This window comes from Enterobacter asburiae (assembly GCF_001521715.1).
Classification (GTDB): Bacteria; Pseudomonadota; Gammaproteobacteria; order Enterobacterales; family Enterobacteriaceae; genus Enterobacter; species Enterobacter asburiae.
The window spans coordinates 3,211,567-3,235,343 of sequence record NZ_CP011863.1; the positions used below are offsets into that span (position 1 = coordinate 3,211,567).

The following is a 23,777-nucleotide window of genomic DNA, read 5'->3' on the forward strand; positions in this document are numbered from 1 at the left end:
AATGGACGATGAAAAAAAAGAATTATTAAAGATCAAAAAAAATCTTTTTGTCTCTGCTTGCCCAGGCGCAGGGAAAACTAAGTTTCTTTTGGGTATGCTTGGCGATAATATTAGGTGTGACTCAGGGTTTAAGTGGCATATAGTTCTTACACATACTAATGCTGCCGCCGATGAAATAAATTTACGATTAGATAACCAAAACATTCTAAATGATAGAGTTTGGTGTGGAACAATACATTCATTTTTACTCGAGTGGGTGGTAAGAAAATATGCGGGGGCAATGGCTAGAACAAAAGATGGAGTAAGGTTAATATCTGAGCGTGAACATCGTGACTTAATACGTAAGATTGAGAAGGAAAAATTCCCCAGTACAAGATTAAAATTTAAATGGGATGAATATGGTGATCCTCATGTTGAGCCATTTTGTTTATTAAATGAGCCTGAAAAAATAATTGATGCTCAAAAAAACGAGGCAATAGTGTGTGAGGAATATGAAAAAAATAAGATAGATGCAAGCCTCATAGATTTTAACGACATATTAACTCTTAGCCTGGAATTTTTGACTCAAAACGAGAAGATCGCAGAGTATTTATCGAAACTTATAGGTTATATTTACTTGGATGAGTCTCAGGACACTAGTTATATCCAGTTGGAAGTTCTTTCATTTATTACAAGATATAATAAAACAATAGTTCTTGTTGTGGGTGATAATGATCAAGCTATATATCAAGATCTTGGTGTGTCTATAAAAGATGAAGTTAGTATTAAGAAAATACTCAAACTCGATGAGTTGGAGGTAAGGCAACTTACGGGATGTTACAGATCTACAAAATCATTAGTAGATTACTATAAAAAATATTCTTATTCGAAATCGAATATAGAATCTATCCGTGAGGATTTAGGTAAGTCACCTATTATTAGACACACGTTGCAAACTGATTTGGCCGGTAGGGTGATGAATCTTATTGAGGCATATAATAAGTCTAAAGGTAGTGTTGAGAGTTTGGCTATAATAGGTCCGAATAGATATTACTTAAATGATCTTATCAATAGTATTTATGAACGTTCAAATGAGTTTGTATTTGATTTTTATTCAACCAATCCTTTGTATACATTGAAAGATACCATTTATAATGATCTTGTTCGTCTTGTGTTGCTTGATGTGTCAGTTAATAATTACAGAGCCAGACATGCGTTATGCATTTCTATAAAAGACAAACTTCCTGAATTTGATGGTTTATCTTGTAGTGACTTGAAAAAAGCAGTAAAGCAATTCAATACAAAGCGAACTGTTTTTATTCTTTGGTTAAAAGATTTTTATGAGTTCCTTTTATCTGCTTTACCTCATTCTCCAAAAATAAATTCTGATTATTTGATCTGTCAGTCCAATCTTTCAGCTTTTCCAGTAAAGGCTGACATAATTTCAATACGAAAAATAATAAATAAAGAGGCTAACGTTGTGAAAGTGACAACAATACATGGTTGTAAGGGTGAAGAATACGATTATGTAATATCTATTGGATATCATGATCAAGTTGTTCCCCATTCTTCGGCGGTTGAAAAGGGTGCTGAATACTCAGAAAGCATCGCAAAAAGATTAATGTTCGTTGCATTTTCGCGCGCTAAAAATCACATGAATATATATATCGATGACCGGAGAGTTGTTAGCCCTTATTTTATAGCTGATACTTGACTTGAAGAGAAACAGTGTTCTTCTGTTTTTCATATGTACCACAGCGCGCAATGCTCTGCCCGCTAAAGGGGCCGCTTTTAATGCAGATGCAATAGCGACCTCAGACCGTACCAGAGATAGCACTGTAAATAGAACGACTCACTTTTAAATATCGTCCGGTTGTAGTAGTCAACTAATTATGGCCACTACAAACTCAATAACTATCTTTTTTCTCCGTCAGTACGCTCACGGTCAATCTTTGTCAACGATGCATTAAGTTGATGTTCTGTCATTCCATGTTTGTATGCATTGTATTGCCAGATTACAAACTGCTGTTTGTACCTCCGGTTTTCTTCTTTAAGCTCTTCGATTTCACTTCCAAGATTCACAATCCTGGCGGCTGCAATATTCAAACTAGCTGGGCGCGGATTTTTGCGGCCCCTGCCTTTCAGCGCCTCTTTTTTTGTTTGATAGGCAGTCACTATTGCCTCATGTGCATTAAGGGATTGCCTTGATGGTAACTTTCCTACCAATGGCTCTGCCGCCTCACAGATTGCTAACCAAGACAATTTTGGTTCTTGCCATCCTCGAATTAGGTTCACGATGGAATCAATATCTCTATTATTCAGATGTTTAGCCAAAACCACCTCCTAGAAAAGTTGTCAAATCATCTAACATCACAGCTTCTTCGCTTGCTTTTCCTTTCTGCTCAATGGACTCAATGGACTTCTTTTCTGCAACACGCCGAAGCTGACTGAAATCATTGCCCCGAAGCTTAATCTGCGCACCATTTTCAATATCTGGCTCTTCTAAAATAGCGACTAACTCCCGAAGTCTGGTGACGGTTTTCTTGTGGTACTGATACCAGCGATCAGCCCCCATCTCGCCGCTTGCCACAGCCGTTTCGGCAAGCGAAAACAATCGTTCCGACTTCACCAGCCGTCTTTTAATTCGATCTAATTTTTCTGTATCATCGCCCTTGATACAAACCTGCTCAATACAATTGACGCAATCTCGGAACTTCTCACAGGGGCTCATGGTGTAGTCATGTACACAGTAGCCATACTCCGTCACATGGACTGAGGAATGCTCTAATGTATTGAATTCCTGCATAGTCACGGGCAAATGCTTTGCCACCTCGCCGACAGGCCCAAATAGCGCTTTTGTGGGGTCTAGGCGTTCAGCCATACCAACCAGCTCGTATTCGGTCATGTGGTTGTAAGTTCGATTCTGCTTAACATCGGCCCGCCCTGACCACTTGGCAATTTCCAGGTTTGACAGTCCGCCGCGCTGGGCAATGGTGTTGAGCAGGTGCCGTGCCTGATGCGAGGTCATTTTAACCCGTTCTCCGTTTTCAGCACGATAACCATGGCGATCAAAGATGCTGGCATGTTTTCCATCCAGAGCCTCACGAGGCACCAGATCATTGTTGCAGAAGTTATTGGTTGGCTTATGTAATTCAACCGGTAGGCATCCTCGGTTTCCGTGGAGCTGATTAGCATTTAGTGCAAACAAGGCATTGCTGTACTTAATTTCCTTGTCTTTATCAAACCACGGAAAGTCAACGGGCAAACGCGCCATAGTATGCTGCCACAGGCTGTTTAACGTATGTACATAATCTTCTTTAGCTAAACGTCGATTACCAAGAGACGACCTACACGTCTTTTTTGAGTCATGTGCGAAACCTAGCGCCATACAAGCCTGCTCCATCGTCAATGGCTCATCATCAGCGATATCGGGGCAGCTAGGGAAGGTGCGAATAAGCGGGGAAATTCTTCTCGGCTGACTCAGTCATTTCATTTCTTCATGTTTGAGCCGATTTTTTCTCCCGTAAATGCCTTGAATCAGCCTATTTAGACCGTTTCTTCGCCATTTAAGGTGTTATCCCCAGTTTTTAGTGAGATCTCTCCCACTGACGTATCATTTGGTCCGCCCGAAACAGGTTGGCCAGCGTGAATAACATCGCCAGTTGGTTATCGTTTTTCAGCAACCCCTTGTATCTGGCTTTCACGAAGCCGAACTGTCGCTTGATGATGCGAAATGGGTGCTCCACCTTGGCCCGGATGCTGGCTTTCATGTATTCGATGTTGATGGCCGTTTTGTTCTTGCGTGGATGCTGTTTCAAGGTTCTTACCTTGCCGGGGCGCTCGGCGATCAGCCAGTCCACATCCACCTCGGCCAGCTCCTCGCGCTGTGGCGCCCCTTGGTAGCCGGCATCGGCTGAGACAAATTGCTCCTCTCCATGCAGCAGATTACCCAGCTGATTGAGGTCATGCTCGTTGGCCGCGGTGGTGACTAGGCTGTGGGTCAGGCCACTCTTGGCATCGACACCAATGTGGGCCTTCATGCCAAAGTGCCACTGATTGCCTTTCTTGGTCTGATGCATCTCCGGATCGCGTTGCTGCTCTTTGTTCTTGGTCGAGCTGGGTGCCTCAATGATGGTGGCATCGACCAAGGTGCCTTGAGTCATCATGACGCCTGCTTCGGCCAGCCAGCGATTGATGGTCTTGAACAATTGGCGGGCCAGTTGATGCTGCTCCAGCAGGTGGCGGAAATTCATGATGGTGGTGCGGTCCGGCAAGGCGCTATCCAGGGATAACCGGGCAAACAGACGCATGGAGGCGATTTCGTACAGAGCATCTTCCATCGCGCCATCGCTCAGGTTGTACCAATGCTGCATGCAGTGAATGCGTAGCATGGTTTCCAGCGGATAAGGTCGCCGGCCATTACCAGCCTTGGGGTAAAACGGCTCGATGACTTCCACCATGTTTTGCCATGGCAGAATCTGCTCCATGCGGGACAAGAAAATCTCTTTTCTGGTCTGACGGCGCTTACTGCTGAATTCACTGTCGGCGAAGGTAAGTTGATGACTCATGATGAACCCTGTTCCATGGCTCCAGATGACAAACATGATCTCATATCAGGGACTTGTTCGCACCTTCCCTAGCATGTCGGTAAAACTTATTCGGGTGTTTCTCAATCCACTTGGCCAGCTGACGGGCATCCTCTGACAACTTTTTCGCTCTGGCGATGGCTGTTTTAGCAACTGAGACCATCACCGTTGGTATCCATTTGATATCGCCCTCGTAGCCTTTTCCTGAGAAAAAACGCCAGCCATAGCGTTCTATCCCTTCACGATCCGTTTCACACACCTCGCAATCCACAGGCAGAGCTAACACTTCAGTAATGCGTGAAGGTGCTGACATCAACATGGCAAAAACCGATGTTGTAAATATGTCTCGCTCATGAATTGGGTCATTGGCAAAAATTTCCGCCAACGCATTAAGAGCAATATCACTCGGAAGTTTCTCTTCCCTATTTTTCTTCGCCTCTCGGCCTGTTTTGTTCTTGTCCTCTACACGCTTAATTGGATTGACCCAATTTTGCATAGCACTTGATACAAGCTGGTTTTCAGTTAAAAACTTAGCCAGCCGCTCAATCTCACGGCCGCAATGATATGCTGAACCATCGGAGTAGTGCTGCCTTGCCAATTCAGCTGCTTCGTCCAGGACAGAAATCGATATGCCATCAATATTTGCGTTCCCGTTTACTTGAAGCAAAGCCGCTTCGACCGAACGGAGAGCCTTACTTTCATTCTTTGTCCCCGTGGGATGATGCCCCTGCTGGTAACGGAAATAGGCTTTGGCGAAATCAATGAACTCAGGGTTTTGTACCTCTCCCTGCATGGGCTTTCGCGTAATAATACCTAACTTGGAAAACACAGTTATGTTTGGCCAAACAGCATCTTCCCAATTTAGATCAGAACCGAATACAGTCAATTGATCTCGGCACTTGGATATGAATGCTTCAAGGTTTTCTGCTGCTGCCAGTGTAGCCTTTGGCTTGAACAGGAAAAGCTCAGCCATTGGTTATTTCCCCCTGTGGACTAAGCTCTTCGCGACGTTTTACACAACGTATGATCACATCTGCCACAGCGATAATGCTGCGATCAAGTACGGCAGCAATCTGTATGTCGCCAGTTATCTCTTTCACCCGTTCACGCTCGTTGAGCAGACCCTCATAGACTTCCTCATGTGGGCCATCCAGCCAAGGCTGGAAATGCATGCAGGTGTAGCAAGGAATAGGAATATTGGCACCACAAAAGCCATGTTCTCCACAAGTACCAACACCCTGGCCCATCTCGGTCCGAATACGACTGGTAGGATCGTTACCTCGATGCGCGTCCCTCTCTGAATCGACAAGTACCCCGACAAAGGCCTGAGCGTATGGTGCCAACTGGAAGCCAACCGCCTCATCAAGCTTTTTCACATGTTCGGGGATATTCTTAATGTAAACGCCTGCGTTTTGGGTGTCCGTATGGTCAAGCAGTTCCGCAATCACCAACTCGCCAAAGCCTTCCCGGGCAGCTCGTGTGCCCGTGGTATAACGAAAACGACGAGCATTGATATGCAATAGCTCACCGGTTCGTTCCGACCGGATATCGGACTTTTCTACGATGTACTGAAGTGTGTAAGTTATCTCTGCTGCGGGGATGTGGAGTTTGTCGGTAGCAAGCAGTTGGCGGAATTCATAAGGAGATTGGACGGCAGCTAACACATTAAGATCCGGAAACAGAGGAATTTGCTGCCGATCATCTTCCTGCAATTCAAACCCCAGACGCTTCTCAACCAGTGCAATTGCATTCCTTGCCTGAGCATTCAGGATAGCCCATAGTTCAAGTGATATCGCGAAGGGCTTGAAGTTTGTTCGGAAAGTGCTGCTGCGCTGTTTAGCTCGCGGCACATTCAACACATAGAAGGGTTCTCCTTTACCATTTTTGCCACAAAGGACATCGACCACACGAAGTAACGATATTTGGATGGGACGACGTCCCGTATGACTGATACAAAGTGTCATAGCCAACTCAGCTATCGTAATTAAGCTCTTTTCATAAGCCCGAATAGCCCCCTCATTAACTGCTGTCAGCTCATTATCCGTCAGAGGCCCCTCTCGAGGATCCATGCGCTTAACCGCATCCCCCTTACGATTACCCTTTAGCGTCCAGCCATCTAGCAATCGGATCACCTCCTTACTGATGCCGGGATAGCCCAGTTCGTGCCAGGATCGAAGAAAGCCACGGATAGTTGCCAGATACCATTCTGTTGCAGGCGACAGCATCGACCGATAATTAATCAATACAATATCAGTAATTTCTCTCGCGCCAGTCTTTCGCAGCATGTGCTGAAACCGTTCAAAAATATTTTTTGTATGAGAAGAAGAACGATTGGAAGCATAAAACGCCAGTGTCCGCAGGCAGCCATCTAGCGACCCATCTGGCAAGTAATAGTGAATATCAGCAAGGTTAATAGTGATATTTCTATCCAATGTCCACGATGTGTCATACAGCAGAAAAGAGTAGCCATTGGCGCTAGCACGGATTTGCTCGGATGCTAATGCAGATAAGGAGTTATTCGTCATCATTCTTCATGTCCTCTGGCAAGCGGGTGCCGCTACCTTCTTGTAATGCCAGAGCGGCCTCAAAACCTTTTTGCCGAATGAAGCGTTTGTTGTAAGTCGCTGCGGTTCCTGAGCCATCCCTCCAGCCCATTAAATACGAACGGAGTTGTTCTTGGCGTTCCTCGCTGACTTGCTCATCCATGGCATCCATTCTTTCTGAAAACTTGCGATTCCAGGTGTGACGGAGCGAGTGCCCTGTCGCTGCATACAACTGCGGTGATACAGTCCTGACCACAGAAAAAATTTTGTGGTATCCCCCTTTGGAGATAGGATTTCCCACAGTTGGCCCTGGCTTGTAAGTTACAAACAGGTAGTCATTTTTCTTCGCATTTCGGACTTTCCGGCGGTCTTGAATGATATAACTATGCAGTTCTTGAACTAAGGATTCAGCCAACGGTAAGAGCCGTTCTCTGGTTTTAGCATTAGGCTGATTGGTTCTAGAGTCAACCCGCTCATCTGCTCGCCTAACGATACGGATCCTGTTAGTACTAAAATCAACATCCTGTATTCTGATATTCAATAATTCACCACCTCGAATACCAAGATAAAACAGAAGCAAGATCATCAGCCGATTCCGGCGCTGCACATCTATTGAGAAAGGATTTGACTCCGATCCAGGCTGGATGACTTCAAATAGCGAATCCAATTGAACATCACTCAATGACCTGTCTTGCAACTCACTGCTTCTGTGCTTTTTAGACGGTCGGCGCGTCTTTATTTGCTGCGCCATAGCATTGATCTGTTCGACAACTTCCAGTTCTGCCGTCTTTAAGATATGCATCGCATACCAGTGTAAATAGTTGGCAAACGTTGTCAGCCGGGAATGCTGTGTCCCGTTATCAACGGTATCGGTCATCACATCTGCCAACCAAGGGGTAGAGGACGCTATTAATGGCCTCTTTCCTTGTTTGCACTGAGCAAAATCTCGCAGATCGTCCAGCTCATGTGGTCTGAAGAAGTCCTTGGTCAAAAACCGCTGCTCAAGGTCAATGTCTCGACTCTCTACAAAGCTTAACAACATAACAAGGTTGCTAGCCGCCGCCAACATCGTTGAAAAAGCATCCCCTCTATTGCGGATTTGAGTTGTTAGAAACAGAGTGGGGTAATACAGGGGAAGGCCAGAAGAACGATCCACCACCATGCAGTAGCGCTCACCACTATCCATAACAAATTTTGTAACCCCGTAGAGTTTCTTCATGCGCACACAACCAACAAACTTTACATAATTGCAAGGTGAACGATGCACCAAAGATTGTCAATTAATGCTTGACGATTTTCCAAGCTCAATAAATAAAAAACCCCTGAATTAACAGGGGGCTGTGTATTTATTCTTTACAAATAACTCTCAGGTCAACTCTAGAACGGAATGTCGTCGTCGAAATCCATTGGCGGTTCGTTAGACGGCGCCGGAGCAGACTGCTGCTGCGGACGAGACTGTGCGCCGCCGCTGAACTGGTTGCCGCCCTGCGGCTGCTGAGGCTGACCCCAACCGCCCTGCTGCTGGCTCTGGCCGCCACCTGCCGGTGCACCACCGCCCTGACGGCCACCCAGCATCTGCATGGTGCCGCCCACGTTGACCACGACTTCTGTGGTGTACTTCTCAGCGCCGGCCTGATCGGTCCATTTGCGGGTACGCAGCTGGCCTTCGATATAGACCTGAGAACCTTTACGCAGATACTCACCGGCCACTTCAGCCAGTTTGCCAAACAGCACAACACGGTGCCATTCGGTCTGCTCTTTCATCTCACCGGTCGCTTTATCACGCCAGGATTCGGAAGTAGCCAGCGTAATGTTGGCAACTGCGCCACCACTCGGCATGTAGCGTACTTCCGGGTCCTGGCCCAGATTACCGACGAGAATCACCTTGTTTACGCCTCTGCTGGCCATGTTCGTGTCTCCTGAATACGTTTCTTAATAGTGTAAACGCGCGAGTGTACCATTTCCATGCTGCACTTTGATAGTTGCGTAGCACGTTCCAGAGTTCTCCCGCAACTCCACATTGTTACACAGCCAATCAGAAAATGCATTCCAATACTGTATATTCAAACAGGTCAAATTGTGTCATAATTAGCCGTTTCTGACAGCCGTTTGTCCTTCAAACAAACCAGGCAATCCGTGTTCCAACCGGGAAAGGTGAATGGATAAGATCGAAGTTCGGGGCGCCCGCACCCACAATCTCAAGAATATCAACCTCATAATCCCTCGCGACAAACTCATTGTCGTGACCGGGCTTTCGGGGTCTGGCAAATCCTCACTGGCTTTCGACACTTTGTATGCCGAAGGACAGCGTCGTTACGTTGAATCGCTCTCTGCGTACGCGCGTCAGTTCCTGTCGCTGATGGAAAAACCGGATGTCGACCACATTGAAGGGTTGTCCCCTGCTATCTCTATTGAGCAGAAGTCCACCTCGCATAACCCGCGCTCAACGGTCGGTACCATTACCGAAATTCATGACTACCTTCGTCTGCTGTATGCCCGCGTGGGCGAGCCGCGCTGCCCGGACCACGACGTCCCGCTGGCGGCCCAGACCGTCAGCCAGATGGTGGATAACGTGCTGTCGCAGCCGGAAGGCAAACGCCTGATGCTGCTGGCGCCGATCATCAAAGAGCGAAAAGGTGAACACACCAAAACGCTGGAAAACCTGGCAAGCCAGGGCTATATCCGCGCCCGTATCGACGGCGAGGTGTGTGACCTGTCCGATCCGCCAAAGCTGGAGCTGCAGAAGAAGCACACCATCGAGGTGGTGATTGACCGCTTTAAGGTGCGCGACGATCTCGCCACGCGTCTGGCGGAATCTTTTGAAACGGCGCTGGAACTCTCTGGCGGCACGGCCGTGGTCTCCGACATGGACGACCCAAAAGCGGAAGAGCTGCTCTTCTCCGCCAACTTCGCCTGCCCGATTTGCGGCTACAGCATGCGCGAGCTGGAACCGCGCCTGTTCTCATTCAACAACCCGGCGGGCGCGTGTCCGACGTGTGACGGCCTGGGCGTCCAGCAGTATTTCGACCCGGACCGCGTGATCCAGAACCCGGAGCTCTCGCTGGCGGGCGGCGCCATTCGCGGCTGGGACAAGCGTAACTTCTACTACTTCCAGATGCTGAAATCGCTGGCAGAGCACTACAAGTTCGACGTTGAAGCGCCGTGGGCCAGCCTGAGCCCGAACGTGCACAAAGTGATCCTGTTCGGTTCCGGCAAAGAGAACATCGAGTTCAAGTACATGAACGATCGCGGCGATACCTCCGTGCGTCGCCACCCGTTCGAAGGGGTGCTGCACAACATGGAGCGCCGCTACAAAGAGACCGAATCCAGCGCGGTGCGCGAGGAGCTGGCGAAGTTCATCAGCAACCGCTCCTGCGCCACCTGTGAAGGCACGCGCCTGCGTCGCGAAGCGCGCCACGTGTTTGTGGAAAACACCGCGCTGCCGACCATCTCAGACATGAGCATCGGCCACGCGATGGACTTCTTCAACAACCTGAAGCTCTCCGGCCAGCGCGCGAAAATTGCCGAAAAAGTGCTGAAAGAGATTGGCGATCGCCTCAAGTTCCTGGTGAACGTCGGCCTGAACTACCTGACGCTTTCCCGCTCGGCGGAAACGCTCTCCGGCGGTGAAGCCCAGCGTATCCGTCTGGCGAGCCAGATTGGCGCAGGCTTAGTCGGCGTGATGTACGTGCTGGATGAGCCGTCCATCGGCCTGCACCAGCGCGACAACGAGCGTCTGCTCGGCACGCTGGTTCACCTGCGCAACCTCGGCAACACGGTGATCGTGGTCGAGCACGATGAAGATGCGATCCGCGCGGCTGACCACGTCATCGATATTGGCCCAGGCGCTGGCGTACACGGCGGCCAGGTGGTCGCGGAAGGCACGCTGAAGGACATCATGGCGGTGCCCGAGTCGCTGACCGGCCAATTTATGAGCGGCAAGCGCAAGATTGAAGTGCCGAAACAGCGCGTAGCGGCAGATCCGGAAAAAGTGCTGAAGCTGACCGGCGCGCGCGGCAACAACCTGAAAGACGTCACCCTGACGCTGCCGGTTGGCCTGTTTACCTGTATCACCGGCGTGTCCGGTTCCGGTAAATCGACGCTAATTAACGATACGCTGTTCCCGATTGCGCAGACGGCGCTGAACGGCGCGACGCTGGCCGAGCCTGCGCCGTACCGCGATATCCAGGGTCTGGAGCATTTCGATAAGGTTATCGACATTGACCAGAGCCCGATTGGCCGTACCCCGCGCTCTAACCCGGCGACCTATACCGGCGTCTTTACGCCCGTACGTGAACTGTTTGCCGGCGTGCCGGAAGCGCGCTCCCGCGGCTATACGCCAGGACGTTTCAGCTTTAACGTACGCGGCGGCCGCTGCGAAGCGTGCCAGGGCGACGGTGTGATCAAGGTTGAGATGCACTTCCTGCCGGATATCTACGTGCCGTGCGACCAGTGCAAAGGCAAGCGCTATAACCGCGAAACGCTGGAGATTAAGTACAAAGGCAAGACCATCCACGAAGTGCTGGACATGACCATCGAAGAGGCGCGCGAGTTCTTTGACGCCGTCCCTGCGCTGGCGCGTAAGCTGCAGACGCTGATGGACGTAGGCCTGACCTACATTCATCTGGGACAGTCCGCAACCACGCTGTCCGGCGGTGAAGCGCAGCGCGTGAAGCTGGCGCGTGAGCTGTCAAAACGCGGCACCGGTCAGACGCTCTACATTCTGGACGAGCCGACTACGGGCCTGCACTTTGCCGACATCCAGCAGCTGCTCGAGGTTCTGCATCAGCTGCGCGATCAGGGCAACACGATCGTGGTCATCGAACATAACCTGGACGTGATTAAAACCGCGGACTGGATTGTCGATCTCGGCCCGGAAGGCGGCAGCGGCGGAGGTGAAATTCTCGTCTCCGGTACGCCAGAGACCGTTGCAGAGTGCGAAGCCTCGCACACCGCGCGCTTCCTTAAACCGTTGCTGTAATTGTCACACGGAGAGTTGCTGTCGGGTGGTTTCCGGCAGCAGCTCAACCGCCTGCTGATAGGACGCGTCCACCAGGTAGTAAATCTGCGAGCCTGGAATCGACCCATCCAGATAGACGGTGCTCCAGTGCGCCTTATTGAGGTGCTTGCTCGGCCTCACGTCATCATGCTGTTGACGTAGCAAATCCGCCAGTTCAGGGCTGGTTTTCAGCGACGCCGCCGGGCGGCCTTCCACCTCTTTCACCATCGCAAACAGCACATCACCCACCTTAATCTGCGTGGCTTTCCAGTCGCTGTGGACGCTCTGCTCCGCGCCGGGCTTGCTCATGCAGTACTGAAGTATCTCCGAAATTGTCATCTTTATTCCCCTTGTAGCGTGGCGATAATTTTACGCGAACCACCGTGAATGCGATGCTCTCCCAGCCAGATCCCCTGCCACGTTCCCAACATCAGCCGCCCGTTGTGAACCGGCAGCATCAACGATACGCCCAGCAGGGAGGATTTAATATGCGAAGGCATGTCGTCCGCCCCCTCATAGTCATGCTCATAAGGCGCGTTGTCCGGGACGCTCTTCAGAAAATAGTGCTCCATGTCGGACCGGACGGTGGGATCGCAATTTTCATTAAGCGTGAGAGAGGCGGACGTGTGCTGAAGCAGCAGATGCAGCAAACCCGTTTTCACCCGCGACAGGTCGCGGAGTTGACCGATGACTTCATCCGTCACCAGGTGAAATCCGCGTGGTTTTGCGCTTAAGGTCAGGGTCTGTTGGTACCACATGTGCTGCTCCGTGATGAAAGATGAATCTTTCTAAGTGTGCAGCAAGAAGACGAAAGGTAAAACCCGCAGCAGCGAGATTTGATTAAAAAAGAGTCAAACCCGCTGCCGGGTACTTAATACTCCGAGTTGACGATCACCTCTTCGCCAAACTTTCCGGCCATCGGCAGCGGTCGATAGGTCGAGTTAGAGGCACGTAACACCCTGATCCCTCTGGCTCCCACGTCATGCGCGGCGGTGATGTCGTTATCCGAATCGCCGTAGAATACTTTGATATTTTTCTTTTCCAGCCACTGGGTTTTGGTGTTTTGCCCTTCTTTGTCACCAGCAAAAATTACCGGATTCATGCTGGTCGCCGGGATCTGGAAATCATCCTGCAGCGTTTTAGAGACGGTTTCGGTTTTGGTCTGACTGCGGCCGGTGACAAAGTAGATGCTGTCACCGCGCTTCACGTGCATGGCAATAAGCGCACGGGCAACCTCTTTCGGGATGCTGAATTCGTCCCAGCCGTTATTCATTTTTTCCCAGAATTCCGGGTTCTTCAGATACGCTTCGCTGTCGGGTGAATACGTTTTCTTCCCGCGCCAGAAACCGGGGCTTGAGAACAGCACGGTATCGTCAATGTCAAAACCCACGGCCATTGGCGCACGGCCCATCAGGCTGTTTTCGATTTGGGCCACGGAAACCCAGTGAATGGGCGCCTGCTCGGCGAGAATGGCGGCGGTGGTGCCGGTGTAAAGCGGCGTCGGGGCAGAAGCTCGCGCGACGACGGCGCTATTAAGCGAGAACAATAAGCAGGCGGCGCTGAGCGCCAGTGTGATCTTGCGCATATTTTCCCCTGAATATTCAGTTTGTTATCGTTTTAATTTGAGTAGATGGTCAAAAAACTATCCGACCATAACCCCAGCGGGAGGTGAAGGGAAGGAGTTTTTGCTTATGAAGCTGAATAAAAAGAAGACGATCACAAAGCGCCGGGCAACGTTTTTGTGCGGCATGATGCCCTCACCCCAGCCCTCTCCCACGGGGAGAGGGCTGATTGGTAAGTACTTACATCACAGCAGCAAAAGCCTGCGCCACGCGATGGACGTTGCTGGCATTCAAACCCGCTACGCACATACGGCCGCTGGCGATCAGGTAAACACCGAACTCTTCGCGCAGGCGATCGACCTGCGCAGCGCTCAGTCCGGTATAGCTGAACATCCCGCGCTGCTTGAGCAGATAGTCGAAGTTATGTCCCGGCACCGCCTCTTTCAGCACGTTAACCAGCTCCTGACGCATGGCCAGGATGCGCTTACGCATCGCTTCTACTTCGGCAAGCCAGGACGCTTTCAGCTGTTCGTCGCCGAGAACCGTCGCCACCACCTGCGCACCAAAGTTCGGCGGGCTCGAGTAAATGCGGCGCACCGTCGCCTTCAGCTGGCCGAGCACGCGACCCGCCGCTTCGGCGTCTTCACAGACCACGGACAGACCGCCAACGCGTTCACCGTACAGGGAGAAGATTTTAGAGAAGGAGTTGCTGACCAGCGCTGGCAACCCTGCGCTGGCCACGGCGCGGATGGCGTAAGCATCTTCTTCCATGCCTGCGCCAAAGCCCTGGTAGGCAATGTCGAGGAACGGAATCAGGTCGCGGGCCTTCAGTACCTCAATCACCGCATCCCACTGGGCGTTGGTGAGATCCGCCCCGGTCGGGTTATGGCAGCATGGGTGCAGCAGCACAATGCTGCGCGCCGGCAGCGTGTTCAGTTTTTCCAGCAGCGCTTCAACGCGCACGCCGTTCGTTTCGCTGTCGAACCACGGATAGGTCGCTACTTTGAAGCCTGCGCCCTCGAAGATCGCAACGTGGTTTTCCCACGTCGGGTCACTGACCCACACGCCTGAATCCGGAAAGTATTTTTTCAGGAAGTCTGCACCCACTTTCAGCGCACCCGAACCGCCCAGCGTCTGGATGGTCGCCACGCGCTTTTGCGCGAGCACCGGGTGATCGGCACCAAACAGCAGCGGCGCAATGGTGCTGCGATAGGCATTTAACCCTTCCATCGGCAGATAAAGTGAAGCACCGTGTGGAACAGCGTTCAGACGCGCTTCAGCTTCGGCAACGGCCTGCAGCTGAGGAATAAAACCCTCGTGGTTGTAATACAAACCGATGCTAAGGTTCACTTTGTCGCTGCGAGGATCTTCTTTGAAACGCTCCATTAAGGAGAGGATAGGGTCGCCGGCATAGGCGTCAACTTTCTGAAACACGCGATGGTTCTCCGGAATTCGATGAGGCAGGGATTTCAACAATAAACCGGAAAATCACTCAACACCACCCCTTAAGATTATCCTGCGATCGGCATAGGTTTTTTGCGTCCTCTCGCCATGCCATTTACCCAATATTTTCCCCTTCTCGCTTTCCGTAATGTGGCTCCTGCGCAACCGCGCATTCACTGATTCAAGGAGTTCACATCATGGATTCACAATTTATTGGTTCAGTTATTAACGCCCTGCCGTTGGAGCATATGATCGGCGGTCCGCTGCAGGCGATGATCAAAGCACAGGTCCAGGCGAGCAAGGCCTATACCGACTTCCTGCTCTCCGTCTGTATTAAAGACGGCAAAGCTGTCGCGATCGAGTTTGACTACGACGAAACCGTGGTAGACGAACAGGGGGTCAATAAAGGCAGCGTGACCCGTAAGATGAGCATTCCGCTCCTGGCGGCTGTCACCCACCCCATCATCTGCATCGAGGACGGCACCATCGACTTCGAGCTGGAAGTGAGCCAGAGCGAAGCCAGTTCCAGCAGCACCGAAGCGGAGGCTTCCGTGGAAGCGTCCATCGGCTGGGGCGTTTTCAAAGCGAAAATGACCGGCAAGGTCTCCCATAAATCGGAGCAGACCCGTTCGACCGATACACGCGCGAAATATTCCATTCATACCCAGATTAAACGCCAGGAACCACCTGAAGCTCTGCAGCGCGTGATTGATTACCTGACCAACGCCAAAACCAAGCCTGTCGCCGCGCAATAATCATCCACGCCGCGACATACGTGCGATTCCGTAACGCAGGGGCTACCCGGGTAGCCCTTTTTCCAGGAGCGAAATATGTCTTTTAAAAAATGGCTGCGCGGCGGCAAGGATGAAGAGCCGAAAAACAGGGCGGGCAAAGAGGATGAAGGCACGCCACCGGTACAGGAAAACACGCCTCCATCGCCTCCAGCCGATATTCCCGGCGTGCCGATCTCGCTTGAAGATATCACGCGTGGGATGCAGTACGCGGCCACTGCGGCCAATGAACTGATTGCTCAGCAGTATATGAAGGCGCTGGATCCCTTTTTCGAACCCGCAGAAGACGGTTCGTTAATTCCACGCACGGTACAGCTGGCGCTGGATGAAAAGCACTACTTTGACCTGCCCTTAGTCGCGCTTTCGACGCCGCGCGGGCTGATGCTGGAAAAGATGAAGGTCAACCTGACGATCCGCACGGAAGGCATGCAGGCGCCTTCCCGCCAGTCCGGTGAAAACGAATTTGGCCGCTTTCACGTCAGCCTTTCGCCTTCCAGCGATAACAAAGGCGGGCGTGACAGCCGCCACGTCGATGTTGAGATGCAATTTACCGCACTTGAGCCACCGGAAAGCGTCATGCGTTTGATTGACGAATACACCAACAAGGTGATTCCCCGTCCGAAAGCAGAGGAGACTCCGTAATGCAAAAACAACCAGAACGTACAGGTGACAAGGGCATTCAGCTTATTTGCCAGTTTGAAGGGCTGAGGCTGGAGCGTTATCGCGATGCCGTAGGTTTATGGACCATCGGCTACGGCCATTTGATCCTCAAAGAGGAGATGGAAAAGCTCACCAAAATTACCACCGGTGAAGCCAAAGATCTGCTGCGCAAAGATCTGAAACGCACCGAGGACGGCGTGAAAAAACTGCTGAACAGCGCTTCGACACAGAACCAATTCGACGCGCTGGTTTCGTTCGCCTTCAACCTTGGCGTGGGCAATTTAAAGAAATCCACGCTGCTCAAAAAATTCAACGCAGGTGACATTCAGGGCGCCGCACTGCAGTTCAAAAGCTGGAATAAGGCAGGTGGTAAGGTTTTGACCGGGCTTACCCGACGCCGCGAAGCGGAAATGAAGCTATTTCTTAGTTAATTCAACAGGAAAAATACAATGAAACCACTATCCATAGTGAAAATGGCCGTACTGTCTGTTTCGTTATTCACCGTGTTACAGGCAACCGCCGCCATGCCAACCTGCGAAGAGGAAATAAAGGAAGCCAACGCCTTTTTATCTTCTCAGGGTATGGTGCCCGTCAATAACGTGACCGATCTGGCGACAACGCTTCGTCATATAAAAAACTTTGGACGCCTGCCCGACCGCTATATCACCTCGGATGAGGCCAAACGCCTCGGCTGGTCGGGTAGTGAAAACGAATCGCTTTGGGGAGTGAAACTCACCAATCAAAAATGGATCGGTGGCGATAAATACAGCGATCGCGCTCTTCCTTCCAGTCAGCCCTGGCTTAGCGCGGATGTCGATGTCGTGAAGGGATATCGCTCTCCCAAGCGTTTGATTTACAGCCTGTCAGGGCAACAGCGCTTTATTACGACCGATAAGTATCAGCATATTGTTGAGCTGGACCCCTGCCAATAATAAGCGCCCGTTACGATAATAAATCCCCTTTTCCAGGGGGATTTATCCTTGCAGAGGATGAACGTATGACTGACATCTATCTCCCGACCCTCATCAGTGAAGCCTTGCTGGCTTTTTCAGGTTTATTTGGCGGCGTCAGTATCTCGTTTTTCTGGCAACCGCAGCGATTGCACCAGCACAGCCGATTTATGGCAGGCATTATTTTTGGTGGAATCAGCATGGGCGCGGCCGTCGCATTAGGTGGATTGGCAGCCCGCTGGTTAAAGATAGATCTTAATCAGGCCGATATCACGCTTGGTTTAGGGTATATCCTCGGGGCAATGGGTGATGCTGCCAACTTACTGATTTAGTGTATGATGGTGTTTTTGAGGTGCTCCAGTGGCTTCTGTTTCTATCAGCTGTCCCTCCTGTTCAGCTACTGACGGGGTGGTGCGTAACGGTAAAAGTACTGCCGGACATCAGCGCTATCTCTGCTCTCACTGCCGTAAAACATGGCAGTTACAGTTCACATACACCGCCTCTCAACCCGGTACGCACCAGAAAATCATTGATATGGCCATGAATGGCGTTGGATGCCGGGCAACCGCCCGCATTATGGGCGTTGGCCTCAACACGATTTTACGTCACTTAAAAAACTCAGGCCGCAGTCGGTAACCTCGCGCATACAGCCGGGCAGTGACGTCATCGTCTGCGCGGAAATGGACGAACAGTGGGGCTACGTCGGGGCTAAATCGCGCCAGCGCTGGCTGTTTTACGCGTATGACAGGCTCCGGAAGACGGTTGTTGCGCACGTATTCGGTGAACGCACTATGGCGACGCTGGGGCGTCTTATGAGCCTGCTGTCACCCTTTGACGTGGTGATATGGATGACGGATGGCTGGCCGCTGTATGAATCCCGCCTGAAGGGAAAGCTGCACGTAATCAGCAAGCGATATACGCAGCGAATTGAGCGGCATAACCTGAATCTGAGGCAGCACCTGGCACGGCTGGGACGGAAGTCGCTGTCGTTCTCAAAATCGGTGGAGCTGCATGATAAAGTCATCGGGCATTATCTGAACATAAAACACTATCAATAATTTGGAGTCATTACCGGGGCAATGAGTAATGGCCTGATCGTCTGGCTGGCAAACTTTTTTCGCCGGCATGAACAGCGCGATATTTTTGATGTTGCAAGCGTCATTAGAAGTAAAGTCAGACATGAGTCACTTTCTCCGCCTGATTTAACCCACAACAAGCCCGATGGAGAATAAATGCTTAACATAATGAATGGCTGGGTGCTTCCCTTTATTATCTTCGTCGACCTGGTAACATCGCTGCTGATTTTGTTTGCCGCCTATAGCCGAAGAGTCCATGCCCTGCCGGTAATGTGTAAAATCGGCTTAGCCGCCCTCGCCTTTGGTTTTTTTGGTGAGAGCAGCTTAAACATGAAATTTATTCTTACCGGCGCTGATATACTGAGTGACAGCTTTCCGTTCTGGCTATTGCAGGACTTCGGAACGCTGGTGGTGGTAATATATTATTTTAAATCTCACTACCGTTAAAAAAAGCGCAACAGACGTCTGTCTGTTGCGCTTTTCACTTAACGCATTTTGACTGCAGCCCTTCGCTTTGCTGGAAATCGACTAATTAGACATATATTTAAAATAGAGCATTGCGGCCTGTGTCCGATTGTTGACCTGTAATCGGTGAAAGATGGATTCAAGATGTACTTTGACCGTACCTGCACTGATATTCAATTGCCGGCTGATCTGCTTATTTGTTCCTCCATTCGCCAGCAGCTTAAGAACTTCCTTCTGCCGACGACTCAGGGAGTAGATCGGCAAACCGCCAGTGGGTTGTTCTCGCTGGACCACGGCTTGCTCCGGAAAACAGACCACCCCCGAGGAGACCATGCAAAGTATCTGGCTGATTTTCTCGGCGGGGAGATCCTTGGTAAAAATGCCCTTAATGCTTTGTCGGATGTAGAAGTTGAATATCTTATCCGTCGTTTTTCGTAACATCACCACGATCGGTAGCTCAGGCCAGTTTGTCATCAAATTAGTGATAAAATCACGGCACTTCATTTCACCATCCAGCAAAATAATGCTGACCGGCATAGAGGTTAAAATTGCGTGTGCATCTTCAAAATTGTTCGCTGCAAAAACAGTGCATTCCGGCATTACGCGTTCCAGCTCTGTTTTCATACCGTGAATGAAGATCGGTAATTCATCGATCATTAATATATTCATCGTAGCATAACCCCGTGTAAAATCTATTTTCTTAGGTTATTCAACCAACTTATTCCGAAATTAAGTATGCGTGCTATTACAAAACTGTAAAAACAGCATTCGGCATAAGGCAAACGTCATATATCCAAAGCAAAAAGTTAAGCAGTACTACACATTAGACATAGCCATATTTAATTAAAAACGATCTTATCATTATCAAAAACAGCCTGGGCTTAATAGCATATTCCCCGAAAAATAGCTGACACATATTATTTAACTGCACGCGTGCCATCCACCTACATATTAATATTTCAATGAGGTCATTTATGACAATACTAACAGTGTATTTCTGTGGTACTGGATCTAATAAATTTGATGAGTCTCATGCTAATTACTGGAACGGCGAGCTCATCTCTTCTCTGGCAGCCAATAACAAGGGTAAAGAGTTCGCCGAATGGGTCATTCTTGATGGCCCGGGGAGCGGCAATCTACAAAGCGATGAGCTTTGGGTCAAAAGCGGAGAATATTCTCAGCTTCGCGCCCAGCTTCTGGGCAGCGGCTGGAATGAGAATGTTCAGCATGCGATCAATATTATCAAAGGCCACGTTGACTGGCAGCGTGAAAAGCTCACAAAAGAAAACTATGAGCAGCTTAAAAAGGCGGGCGTGCCGATTCAGGACGTTGAGGTTACCGGTTCCTTTTGGTGGCGCAAATATGACTATGGCGATCGTAAAGTGACCCAGCAGGCGCTGCAGCAGCAAATCATCAAAACCTTCCGCCAGGGTCAGATCCTACCCACTCAGGTGAACCTTGTTGGGTGGAGCCGGGGCGGAATTAGCTGCCATATGCTTGCCAATACAATGCTTGCCGATCCCCTTTTAACGACGATTCCGGTGAATATTTTTGCGGTCGATCCGGTTCCGGGTATGGGTAATTTCCAGGCGGACAAAGTCACTTTGGGCAGCAACGTTAAGGAGTATGTGGCTTTCTATGCCAGACATGAGCGATCAAAAGGTTTCCCGTGCGTCATTCCACAGACCGATAGCGCGACAAAAGTACATATTTATCCCATGTCTGGTCGCCACGCTACGCTGGTGGGGAATGCTTCGGCCAATGGGAATAGCGGGGATAAAGTGGTCCATGAGCCCGGCACGATCGTGCGTCATTTTGCAGAAGTTTGCCTGCAAAGATGGGGCGTCACGCTGGATAAAAAGCTCAATCTGGATGGAGTGCAGCTGCTGGAATTGCACCAGGCCATTCAGCGCAACGCTCCGCTATTCGCCGAGATGCAAAAAACGGTGTACACCATTTCGGAAAACGATGGAGGGGAGCGCTATGTCTCGCTGGGCAGCACAGGAAAACGGTTCTCGTCCATCCAGGGTTCGCGCTTCAGTCCGGAGTCAGGGCTCGCGTCGGATTATTTGACTAATCAGGCGATCTATAACGTGTTGAAATAAGCGTTACGCGTCCAACGGCAGCTTATGCCGTTGGACGACTATGTGCGAGTCTCAGTCGATGTACTTCATCGCCACCCTTGACGTCAGGCGCGTGATAAGTTCGTAAGCACTCACTTTCGTAATTTCAGCAATGCGTTCGACGGGCAGACCTTCGCCCCACATCACGACATCGTCGCCGGGCTTATCCTGGGCTTCAGGGCCCAGATCGACACAAATCATGTCCATCGCCACGCGGCCAACAATCTTCACCTCGCGACCGTTGACCAGAACCGGCGTACCCGACGGCGCGGCGCGCGGATAGCCGTCACCATAGCCCATCGCCACCACGCCGAGACGGGTATCACGCTCGCTGGTCCAGGTACCGCCGTAGCCGACCGGCTCGCCCGCTTTATGGTCACGCACGGCAATCAGGTTAGAGACCAGCGACATGACCGGCTGGAAGCCAAAGTCCGGCCCCCAGGGTTTGTTCTCCAGCGGCGACACGCCGTAGAGAATAATGCCTGGTCGCGCCCAGTCGAAATGCGACTGCGGCCACAGCAGAATACCGCCGGATGCCGCAATCGAGCGCATCCCCGGCTTGCCTTCGCAGAAGGTGTTAAAGATATCCAGCTGCCGCTCGGTCGCACCGCACTCGGGCTCATCGGCACGGGCGAAGTGGCTGACAATATTCACCGGCTGACGCACGTTTTTGCACCGGCATAAACGCTGATAAAACGCTTCCGCGCTTTCCGGACGCACGCCCAGACGGTGCATGCCCGTGTCGAGCTTCATCCAGACGGTCACCGGCTCGCTCAGTTCGGCGGTTTCGAGTGCGGTTAGCTGTTCTTCGTTATGTACCGCCGTGTGCAGATGTTGGTCAGCAATGGTCGGTAGATCGCTGGCTTCGAAAAAGCCTTCGAGGAGCAGTATGGGTTGAGTAATGCCACCCGCGCGCAGGCGGAGGGCTTCTTCAAGACGGGCGACGCCAAAGGCATCGGCATCGGGGAGCGTTCGCGCGGTCTCAAGAAGACCGTGTCCGTAAGCGTTCGCTTTCACGACTGCAACGAGCTTGCTGGCGGGCGCCAGTTCACGCAGACGTTGCAGGTTGTGTCGCAGAGCGCGGCGGTTAATAACAACAGTTGCCGCTTGCATTTGAATTCCTTAGAAATTACTCATCATCATATTGAGGACCGGCATAGTTGTCGAAACGCGACCACTGTCCGTTAAAGGTCAGACGCACCGTCCCGATTGGGCCGTTACGTTGTTTACCAATAATAATTTCGGCGATCCCTTTCAGGTCGCTGTTCTCGTGATAAACCTCATCACGGTAGATAAACATGATTAAGTCGGCATCCTGCTCGATGGAGCCGGACTCACGCAGGTCAGAGTTGACCGGGCGCTTGTCGGCACGTTGTTCCAGAGAGCGGTTCAGCTGCGACAGCGCGACTACCGGTACGTGCAGCTCTTTGGCTAATGCCTTGAGCGAGCGGGAAATCTCCGCAATTTCAAGCGTACGGTTGTCGGAAAGCGACGGGACGCGCATCAGCTGAAGGTAGTCGATCATGATGAGGCCGATGCCACCGTGTTCACGGGCGATACGGCGCGCGCGGGAACGCACTTCCGTCGGCGTCAGGCCGGAGGAGTCATCGATATAGATGTTACGTTTTTCCAGCAGAATGCCCATGGTGCCGGAGATGCGCGCCCAGTCTTCATCATCGAGCTGGCCGGTACGAATGCGGGTCTGATCCACGCGCGACAGCGACGCCAGAGAACGCATCATAATCTGCTCGGAGGGCATCTCAAGGCTGAAGATCAGCACCGGCTTATCCTGCAACATCGCCGCGTTTTCGACGAGGTTCATCGCAAAGGTAGTTTTACCCATCGACGGACGCGCGGCGACGATAATCAAATCCGACGGCTGCAGACCGGCGGTTTTCTTGTTCAAATCGTCATAGCCGGTGTTTACCCCGGTCACACCGTCGTGCGGCTGCTGGAACAGCTGTTCGATACGGGCAACGGTGGCGTCGAGGACATCGGCGATGTTTTTTGGGCCTTCGTCTTTATTGGCGCGGCTTTCGGCGATTTTAAAGACGCGGGATTCAGCCAGGTCCAGCAGGTCTTCGCTGGTGCGCCCCTGCGGATCAAAACCGGCCTCGGCGATCTCGTTCGCCACCGAGATCATCTCGCGAACGACGGCACGTTCGCGCACGATATCGGCATAAGCGCTGATGTTCGCCGCACTAGGCGTGTTTTTTGACAGTTCCGCCAGATAGGCAAACCCGCCGCAGCTGTTGAGCTGACCAAGACGCTCCAGCGATTCCGCGAGCGTGATCAGGTCGATCGGGCTGCCCGACTCCTGCAGACGCGCCATTTCGGTAAAGATATGGCGGTGCGGACGGGTGTAGAAATCTTCCGCCACGACGCGTTCGGCGACGTCGTCCCAGCGCTCGTTATCCAGCATTAAACCGCCCAACACCGACTGTTCCGCTTCAATCGAGTGCGGCGGGACCTTTAATCCTGCGACCTGGAAATCACGCTCGCGAGGTTCAGTCTGTTTGTTGAAGGGTTTGTTTCCTGCCATAGTGAATGGAGTTACCGAGATAAAGAGTGGGTCGAAAGATTACCATATTTTTCTTACG

Annotated in this window: 24 protein-coding genes; 10 read left to right on the top strand and 14 right to left on the bottom strand. The window is 51.2% G+C overall.

Annotated elements, in window-relative coordinates; genetic code table 11:
- The first annotated feature begins 1 nt into the window (after position 1).
- Positions 2 to 1,693, top strand: coding sequence for a UvrD-helicase domain-containing protein (locus tag ACJ69_RS15530; RefSeq protein WP_059347290.1), 1,692 nt, complete (start codon positions 2 to 4; stop codon positions 1,691 to 1,693).
- Positions 1,694 to 1,893: 200 nt separating this feature from the next.
- Here the strand turns inward: ACJ69_RS15530 and ACJ69_RS25580 are convergent, their stop codons facing one another.
- The 7 genes from ACJ69_RS25580 to ssb1 all read right to left on the bottom strand — a co-directional run bounded on the left by ACJ69_RS25580 (position 1,894) and on the right by ssb1 (position 9,016).
- Complete coding sequence (locus ACJ69_RS25580; RefSeq protein ID WP_048216962.1) at positions 1,894 to 2,313, bottom strand: hypothetical protein; 420 nt, start codon at positions 2,311 to 2,313, stop codon at positions 1,894 to 1,896.
- Positions 2,306 to 3,253 carry a hypothetical protein gene (locus ACJ69_RS15540; RefSeq protein ID WP_232248556.1) on the bottom strand — a complete coding sequence of 316 codons (948 nt, stop codon included), beginning with the start codon at positions 3,251 to 3,253 and terminating at the stop codon, positions 2,306 to 2,308. The genes ACJ69_RS25580 and ACJ69_RS15540 overlap by 8 nt, the downstream gene beginning before the upstream one ends.
- A 313-nt stretch (positions 3,254 to 3,566) precedes the next feature.
- Complete coding sequence (locus ACJ69_RS15545; protein WP_000019402.1) at positions 3,567 to 4,547, bottom strand: IS5-like element IS5 family transposase; 981 nt, start codon at positions 4,545 to 4,547, stop codon at positions 3,567 to 3,569.
- Positions 4,548 to 4,587: 40 nt separating this feature from the next.
- Entirely contained in the window at positions 4,588 to 5,538 is a 951-nt protein-coding gene (locus tag ACJ69_RS15550; protein WP_232248565.1) for a hypothetical protein, read from the bottom strand.
- On the bottom strand, positions 5,531 to 7,093 hold the full coding sequence (locus ACJ69_RS15555) for a site-specific integrase (protein ID WP_048216964.1): 1,563 nt from the start codon (positions 7,091 to 7,093) through the stop codon (positions 5,531 to 5,533). Before ACJ69_RS15555 ends, ACJ69_RS15550 begins: the two co-directional genes overlap by 8 nt.
- The gene (locus ACJ69_RS15560) at positions 7,080 to 8,327 is read right to left on the bottom strand and encodes a tyrosine-type recombinase/integrase (protein ID WP_048216965.1); all 1,248 of its coding nucleotides are present in this window, start codon (positions 8,325 to 8,327) and stop codon (positions 7,080 to 7,082) included. Before ACJ69_RS15560 ends, ACJ69_RS15555 begins: the two co-directional genes overlap by 14 nt.
- Before the next feature lie 158 nt (positions 8,328 to 8,485).
- Positions 8,486 to 9,016: a single-stranded DNA-binding protein SSB1 gene (gene ssb1 / locus ACJ69_RS15565; protein ID WP_029740211.1), complete on the bottom strand. Its 531-nt coding sequence runs from the start codon at positions 9,014 to 9,016 to the stop codon at positions 8,486 to 8,488.
- A 250-nt stretch (positions 9,017 to 9,266) separates the two neighbouring features.
- Here ssb1 and uvrA point away from each other — a divergent pair, with 250 nt between their 5' ends.
- Positions 9,267 to 12,089: an excinuclease ABC subunit UvrA gene (gene uvrA / locus ACJ69_RS15570; RefSeq protein WP_054830309.1), complete on the top strand. Its 2,823-nt coding sequence runs from the start codon at positions 9,267 to 9,269 to the stop codon at positions 12,087 to 12,089.
- Between the two features lie 3 nt (positions 12,090 to 12,092).
- On the opposite strand, the gene ACJ69_RS15575 is transcribed toward uvrA, so the two are convergent.
- The 4 genes from ACJ69_RS15575 to tyrB all read right to left on the bottom strand — a co-directional run bounded on the left by ACJ69_RS15575 (position 12,093) and on the right by tyrB (position 15,103).
- On the bottom strand, positions 12,093 to 12,446 hold the full coding sequence (locus ACJ69_RS15575) for an MmcQ/YjbR family DNA-binding protein (protein WP_023310053.1): 354 nt from the start codon (positions 12,444 to 12,446) through the stop codon (positions 12,093 to 12,095).
- Positions 12,447 to 12,448: 2 nt separating this feature from the next.
- Entirely contained in the window at positions 12,449 to 12,865 is a 417-nt protein-coding gene (locus ACJ69_RS15580) for a secondary thiamine-phosphate synthase enzyme YjbQ (protein ID WP_054830310.1), read from the bottom strand.
- Positions 12,866 to 12,978: 113 nt separating this feature from the next.
- Positions 12,979 to 13,692, bottom strand: coding sequence for an acid phosphatase AphA (gene aphA / locus ACJ69_RS15585; protein ID WP_059347291.1), 714 nt, complete (start codon positions 13,690 to 13,692; stop codon positions 12,979 to 12,981).
- Between the two features lie 217 nt (positions 13,693 to 13,909).
- Entirely contained in the window at positions 13,910 to 15,103 is a 1,194-nt protein-coding gene (gene tyrB, locus ACJ69_RS15590) for an aromatic amino acid transaminase (RefSeq protein ID WP_059347292.1), read from the bottom strand.
- Positions 15,104 to 15,309: 206 nt separating this feature from the next.
- Between tyrB and ACJ69_RS15595 the strand changes: the two genes are divergently transcribed.
- From ACJ69_RS15595 to ACJ69_RS15625, 7 genes are all read left to right on the top strand, one after another.
- Positions 15,310 to 15,867 (top strand): DUF2589 domain-containing protein, encoded by a 558-nt coding sequence (locus ACJ69_RS15595; protein WP_029740216.1) that lies wholly within the window; start codon positions 15,310 to 15,312, stop codon positions 15,865 to 15,867.
- A 75-nt stretch (positions 15,868 to 15,942) separates the two neighbouring features.
- Positions 15,943 to 16,545, top strand: a complete 603-nt coding sequence (locus ACJ69_RS15600) for a DUF2589 domain-containing protein (RefSeq protein WP_059347293.1) — start codon at positions 15,943 to 15,945, stop codon at positions 16,543 to 16,545.
- Entirely contained in the window at positions 16,545 to 16,994 is a 450-nt protein-coding gene (locus ACJ69_RS15605) for a lysozyme (protein WP_045888341.1), read from the top strand. Before ACJ69_RS15600 ends, ACJ69_RS15605 begins: the two co-directional genes overlap by 1 nt.
- A gap of 18 nt (positions 16,995 to 17,012) precedes the next feature.
- A complete protein-coding gene (locus tag ACJ69_RS15610) occupies positions 17,013 to 17,495 on the top strand; it encodes a ribonuclease domain-containing protein (RefSeq protein WP_059347294.1) in 483 nt (160 codons plus the stop codon).
- Between the two features lie 65 nt (positions 17,496 to 17,560).
- Positions 17,561 to 17,845, top strand: coding sequence for a hypothetical protein (locus ACJ69_RS15615; RefSeq protein WP_197937163.1), 285 nt, complete (start codon positions 17,561 to 17,563; stop codon positions 17,843 to 17,845).
- Between the two features lie 28 nt (positions 17,846 to 17,873).
- A protein-coding gene (locus tag ACJ69_RS15620) for an IS1-like element IS1A family transposase (RefSeq protein ID WP_103215986.1) occupies positions 17,874 to 18,571 on the top strand; the annotation gives its coding sequence in 2 pieces (ribosomal slippage) (positions 17,874 to 18,123 and positions 18,123 to 18,571; 699 coding nt in all).
- Between the two features lie 174 nt (positions 18,572 to 18,745).
- A complete protein-coding gene (locus tag ACJ69_RS15625; protein WP_029740221.1) occupies positions 18,746 to 19,036 on the top strand; it encodes a hypothetical protein in 291 nt (96 codons plus the stop codon).
- A gap of 81 nt (positions 19,037 to 19,117) precedes the next feature.
- Here the strand turns inward: ACJ69_RS15625 and ACJ69_RS15630 are convergent, their stop codons facing one another.
- Positions 19,118 to 19,711: a response regulator transcription factor gene (locus ACJ69_RS15630; protein WP_223862650.1), complete on the bottom strand. Its 594-nt coding sequence runs from the start codon at positions 19,709 to 19,711 to the stop codon at positions 19,118 to 19,120.
- 317 nt (positions 19,712 to 20,028) lie between these two features.
- On the opposite strand from ACJ69_RS15630, the gene ACJ69_RS15635 reads away from it, so the two are divergent.
- On the top strand, positions 20,029 to 21,159 hold the full coding sequence (locus tag ACJ69_RS15635; protein WP_059347295.1) for an ENY2 family protein: 1,131 nt from the start codon (positions 20,029 to 20,031) through the stop codon (positions 21,157 to 21,159).
- A 51-nt stretch (positions 21,160 to 21,210) separates the two neighbouring features.
- Here ACJ69_RS15635 and alr read toward each other — a convergent pair whose 3' ends face one another.
- Positions 21,211 to 22,290 carry an alanine racemase gene (alr, locus tag ACJ69_RS15640; protein ID WP_029740224.1) on the bottom strand — a complete coding sequence of 360 codons (1,080 nt, stop codon included), beginning with the start codon at positions 22,288 to 22,290 and terminating at the stop codon, positions 21,211 to 21,213.
- Positions 22,291 to 22,306: 16 nt separating this feature from the next.
- A complete protein-coding gene (gene dnaB / locus ACJ69_RS15645) occupies positions 22,307 to 23,719 on the bottom strand; it encodes a replicative DNA helicase (RefSeq protein WP_059347296.1) in 1,413 nt (470 codons plus the stop codon).
- Positions 23,720 to 23,777 lie beyond the last annotated feature (58 nt).

Coding starts and splice junctions, on each gene's coding strand:
- aphA (WP_059347291.1), bottom strand. CDS start 13,692: ATGCGCAAGATCACACTGGCGCTCAGCGCCGCCTGCTTATTGTTCTCG.
- ACJ69_RS15575 (WP_023310053.1), bottom strand. CDS start 12,446: ATGACAATTTCGGAGATACTTCAGTACTGCATGAGCAAGCCCGGCGCG.
- ACJ69_RS15530 (WP_059347290.1), top strand. CDS start 2: ATGGACGATGAAAAAAAAGAATTATTAAAGATCAAAAAAAATCTTTTT.
- uvrA (WP_054830309.1), top strand. CDS start 9,267: ATGGATAAGATCGAAGTTCGGGGCGCCCGCACCCACAATCTCAAGAAT.
- ACJ69_RS15540 (WP_232248556.1), bottom strand. CDS start 3,253: ATGGCGCGTTTGCCCGTTGACTTTCCGTGGTTTGATAAAGACAAGGAA.
- ACJ69_RS15605 (WP_045888341.1), top strand. CDS start 16,545: ATGCAAAAACAACCAGAACGTACAGGTGACAAGGGCATTCAGCTTATT.
- ssb1 (WP_029740211.1), bottom strand. CDS start 9,016: ATGGCCAGCAGAGGCGTAAACAAGGTGATTCTCGTCGGTAATCTGGGC.
- ACJ69_RS15610 (WP_059347294.1), top strand. CDS start 17,013: ATGAAACCACTATCCATAGTGAAAATGGCCGTACTGTCTGTTTCGTTA.
- ACJ69_RS15600 (WP_059347293.1), top strand. CDS start 15,943: ATGTCTTTTAAAAAATGGCTGCGCGGCGGCAAGGATGAAGAGCCGAAA.
- ACJ69_RS15615 (WP_197937163.1), top strand. CDS start 17,561: ATGACTGACATCTATCTCCCGACCCTCATCAGTGAAGCCTTGCTGGCT.
- dnaB (WP_059347296.1), bottom strand. CDS start 23,719: ATGGCAGGAAACAAACCCTTCAACAAACAGACTGAACCTCGCGAGCGT.
- ACJ69_RS15550 (WP_232248565.1), bottom strand. CDS start 5,538: ATGGCTGAGCTTTTCCTGTTCAAGCCAAAGGCTACACTGGCAGCAGCA.
- alr (WP_029740224.1), bottom strand. CDS start 22,290: ATGCAAGCGGCAACTGTTGTTATTAACCGCCGCGCTCTGCGACACAAC.
- ACJ69_RS15635 (WP_059347295.1), top strand. CDS start 20,029: ATGACAATACTAACAGTGTATTTCTGTGGTACTGGATCTAATAAATTT.
- ACJ69_RS15560 (WP_048216965.1), bottom strand. CDS start 8,327: ATGAAGAAACTCTACGGGGTTACAAAATTTGTTATGGATAGTGGTGAG.
- ACJ69_RS15555 (WP_048216964.1), bottom strand. CDS start 7,093: ATGATGACGAATAACTCCTTATCTGCATTAGCATCCGAGCAAATCCGT.
- ACJ69_RS15595 (WP_029740216.1), top strand. CDS start 15,310: ATGGATTCACAATTTATTGGTTCAGTTATTAACGCCCTGCCGTTGGAG.
- ACJ69_RS15630 (WP_223862650.1), bottom strand. CDS start 19,711: ATGATCGATGAATTACCGATCTTCATTCACGGTATGAAAACAGAGCTG.
- ACJ69_RS15625 (WP_029740221.1), top strand. CDS start 18,746: ATGCTTAACATAATGAATGGCTGGGTGCTTCCCTTTATTATCTTCGTC.
- ACJ69_RS15545 (WP_000019402.1), bottom strand. CDS start 4,547: ATGAGTCATCAACTTACCTTCGCCGACAGTGAATTCAGCAGTAAGCGC.
- ACJ69_RS15580 (WP_054830310.1), bottom strand. CDS start 12,865: ATGTGGTACCAACAGACCCTGACCTTAAGCGCAAAACCACGCGGATTT.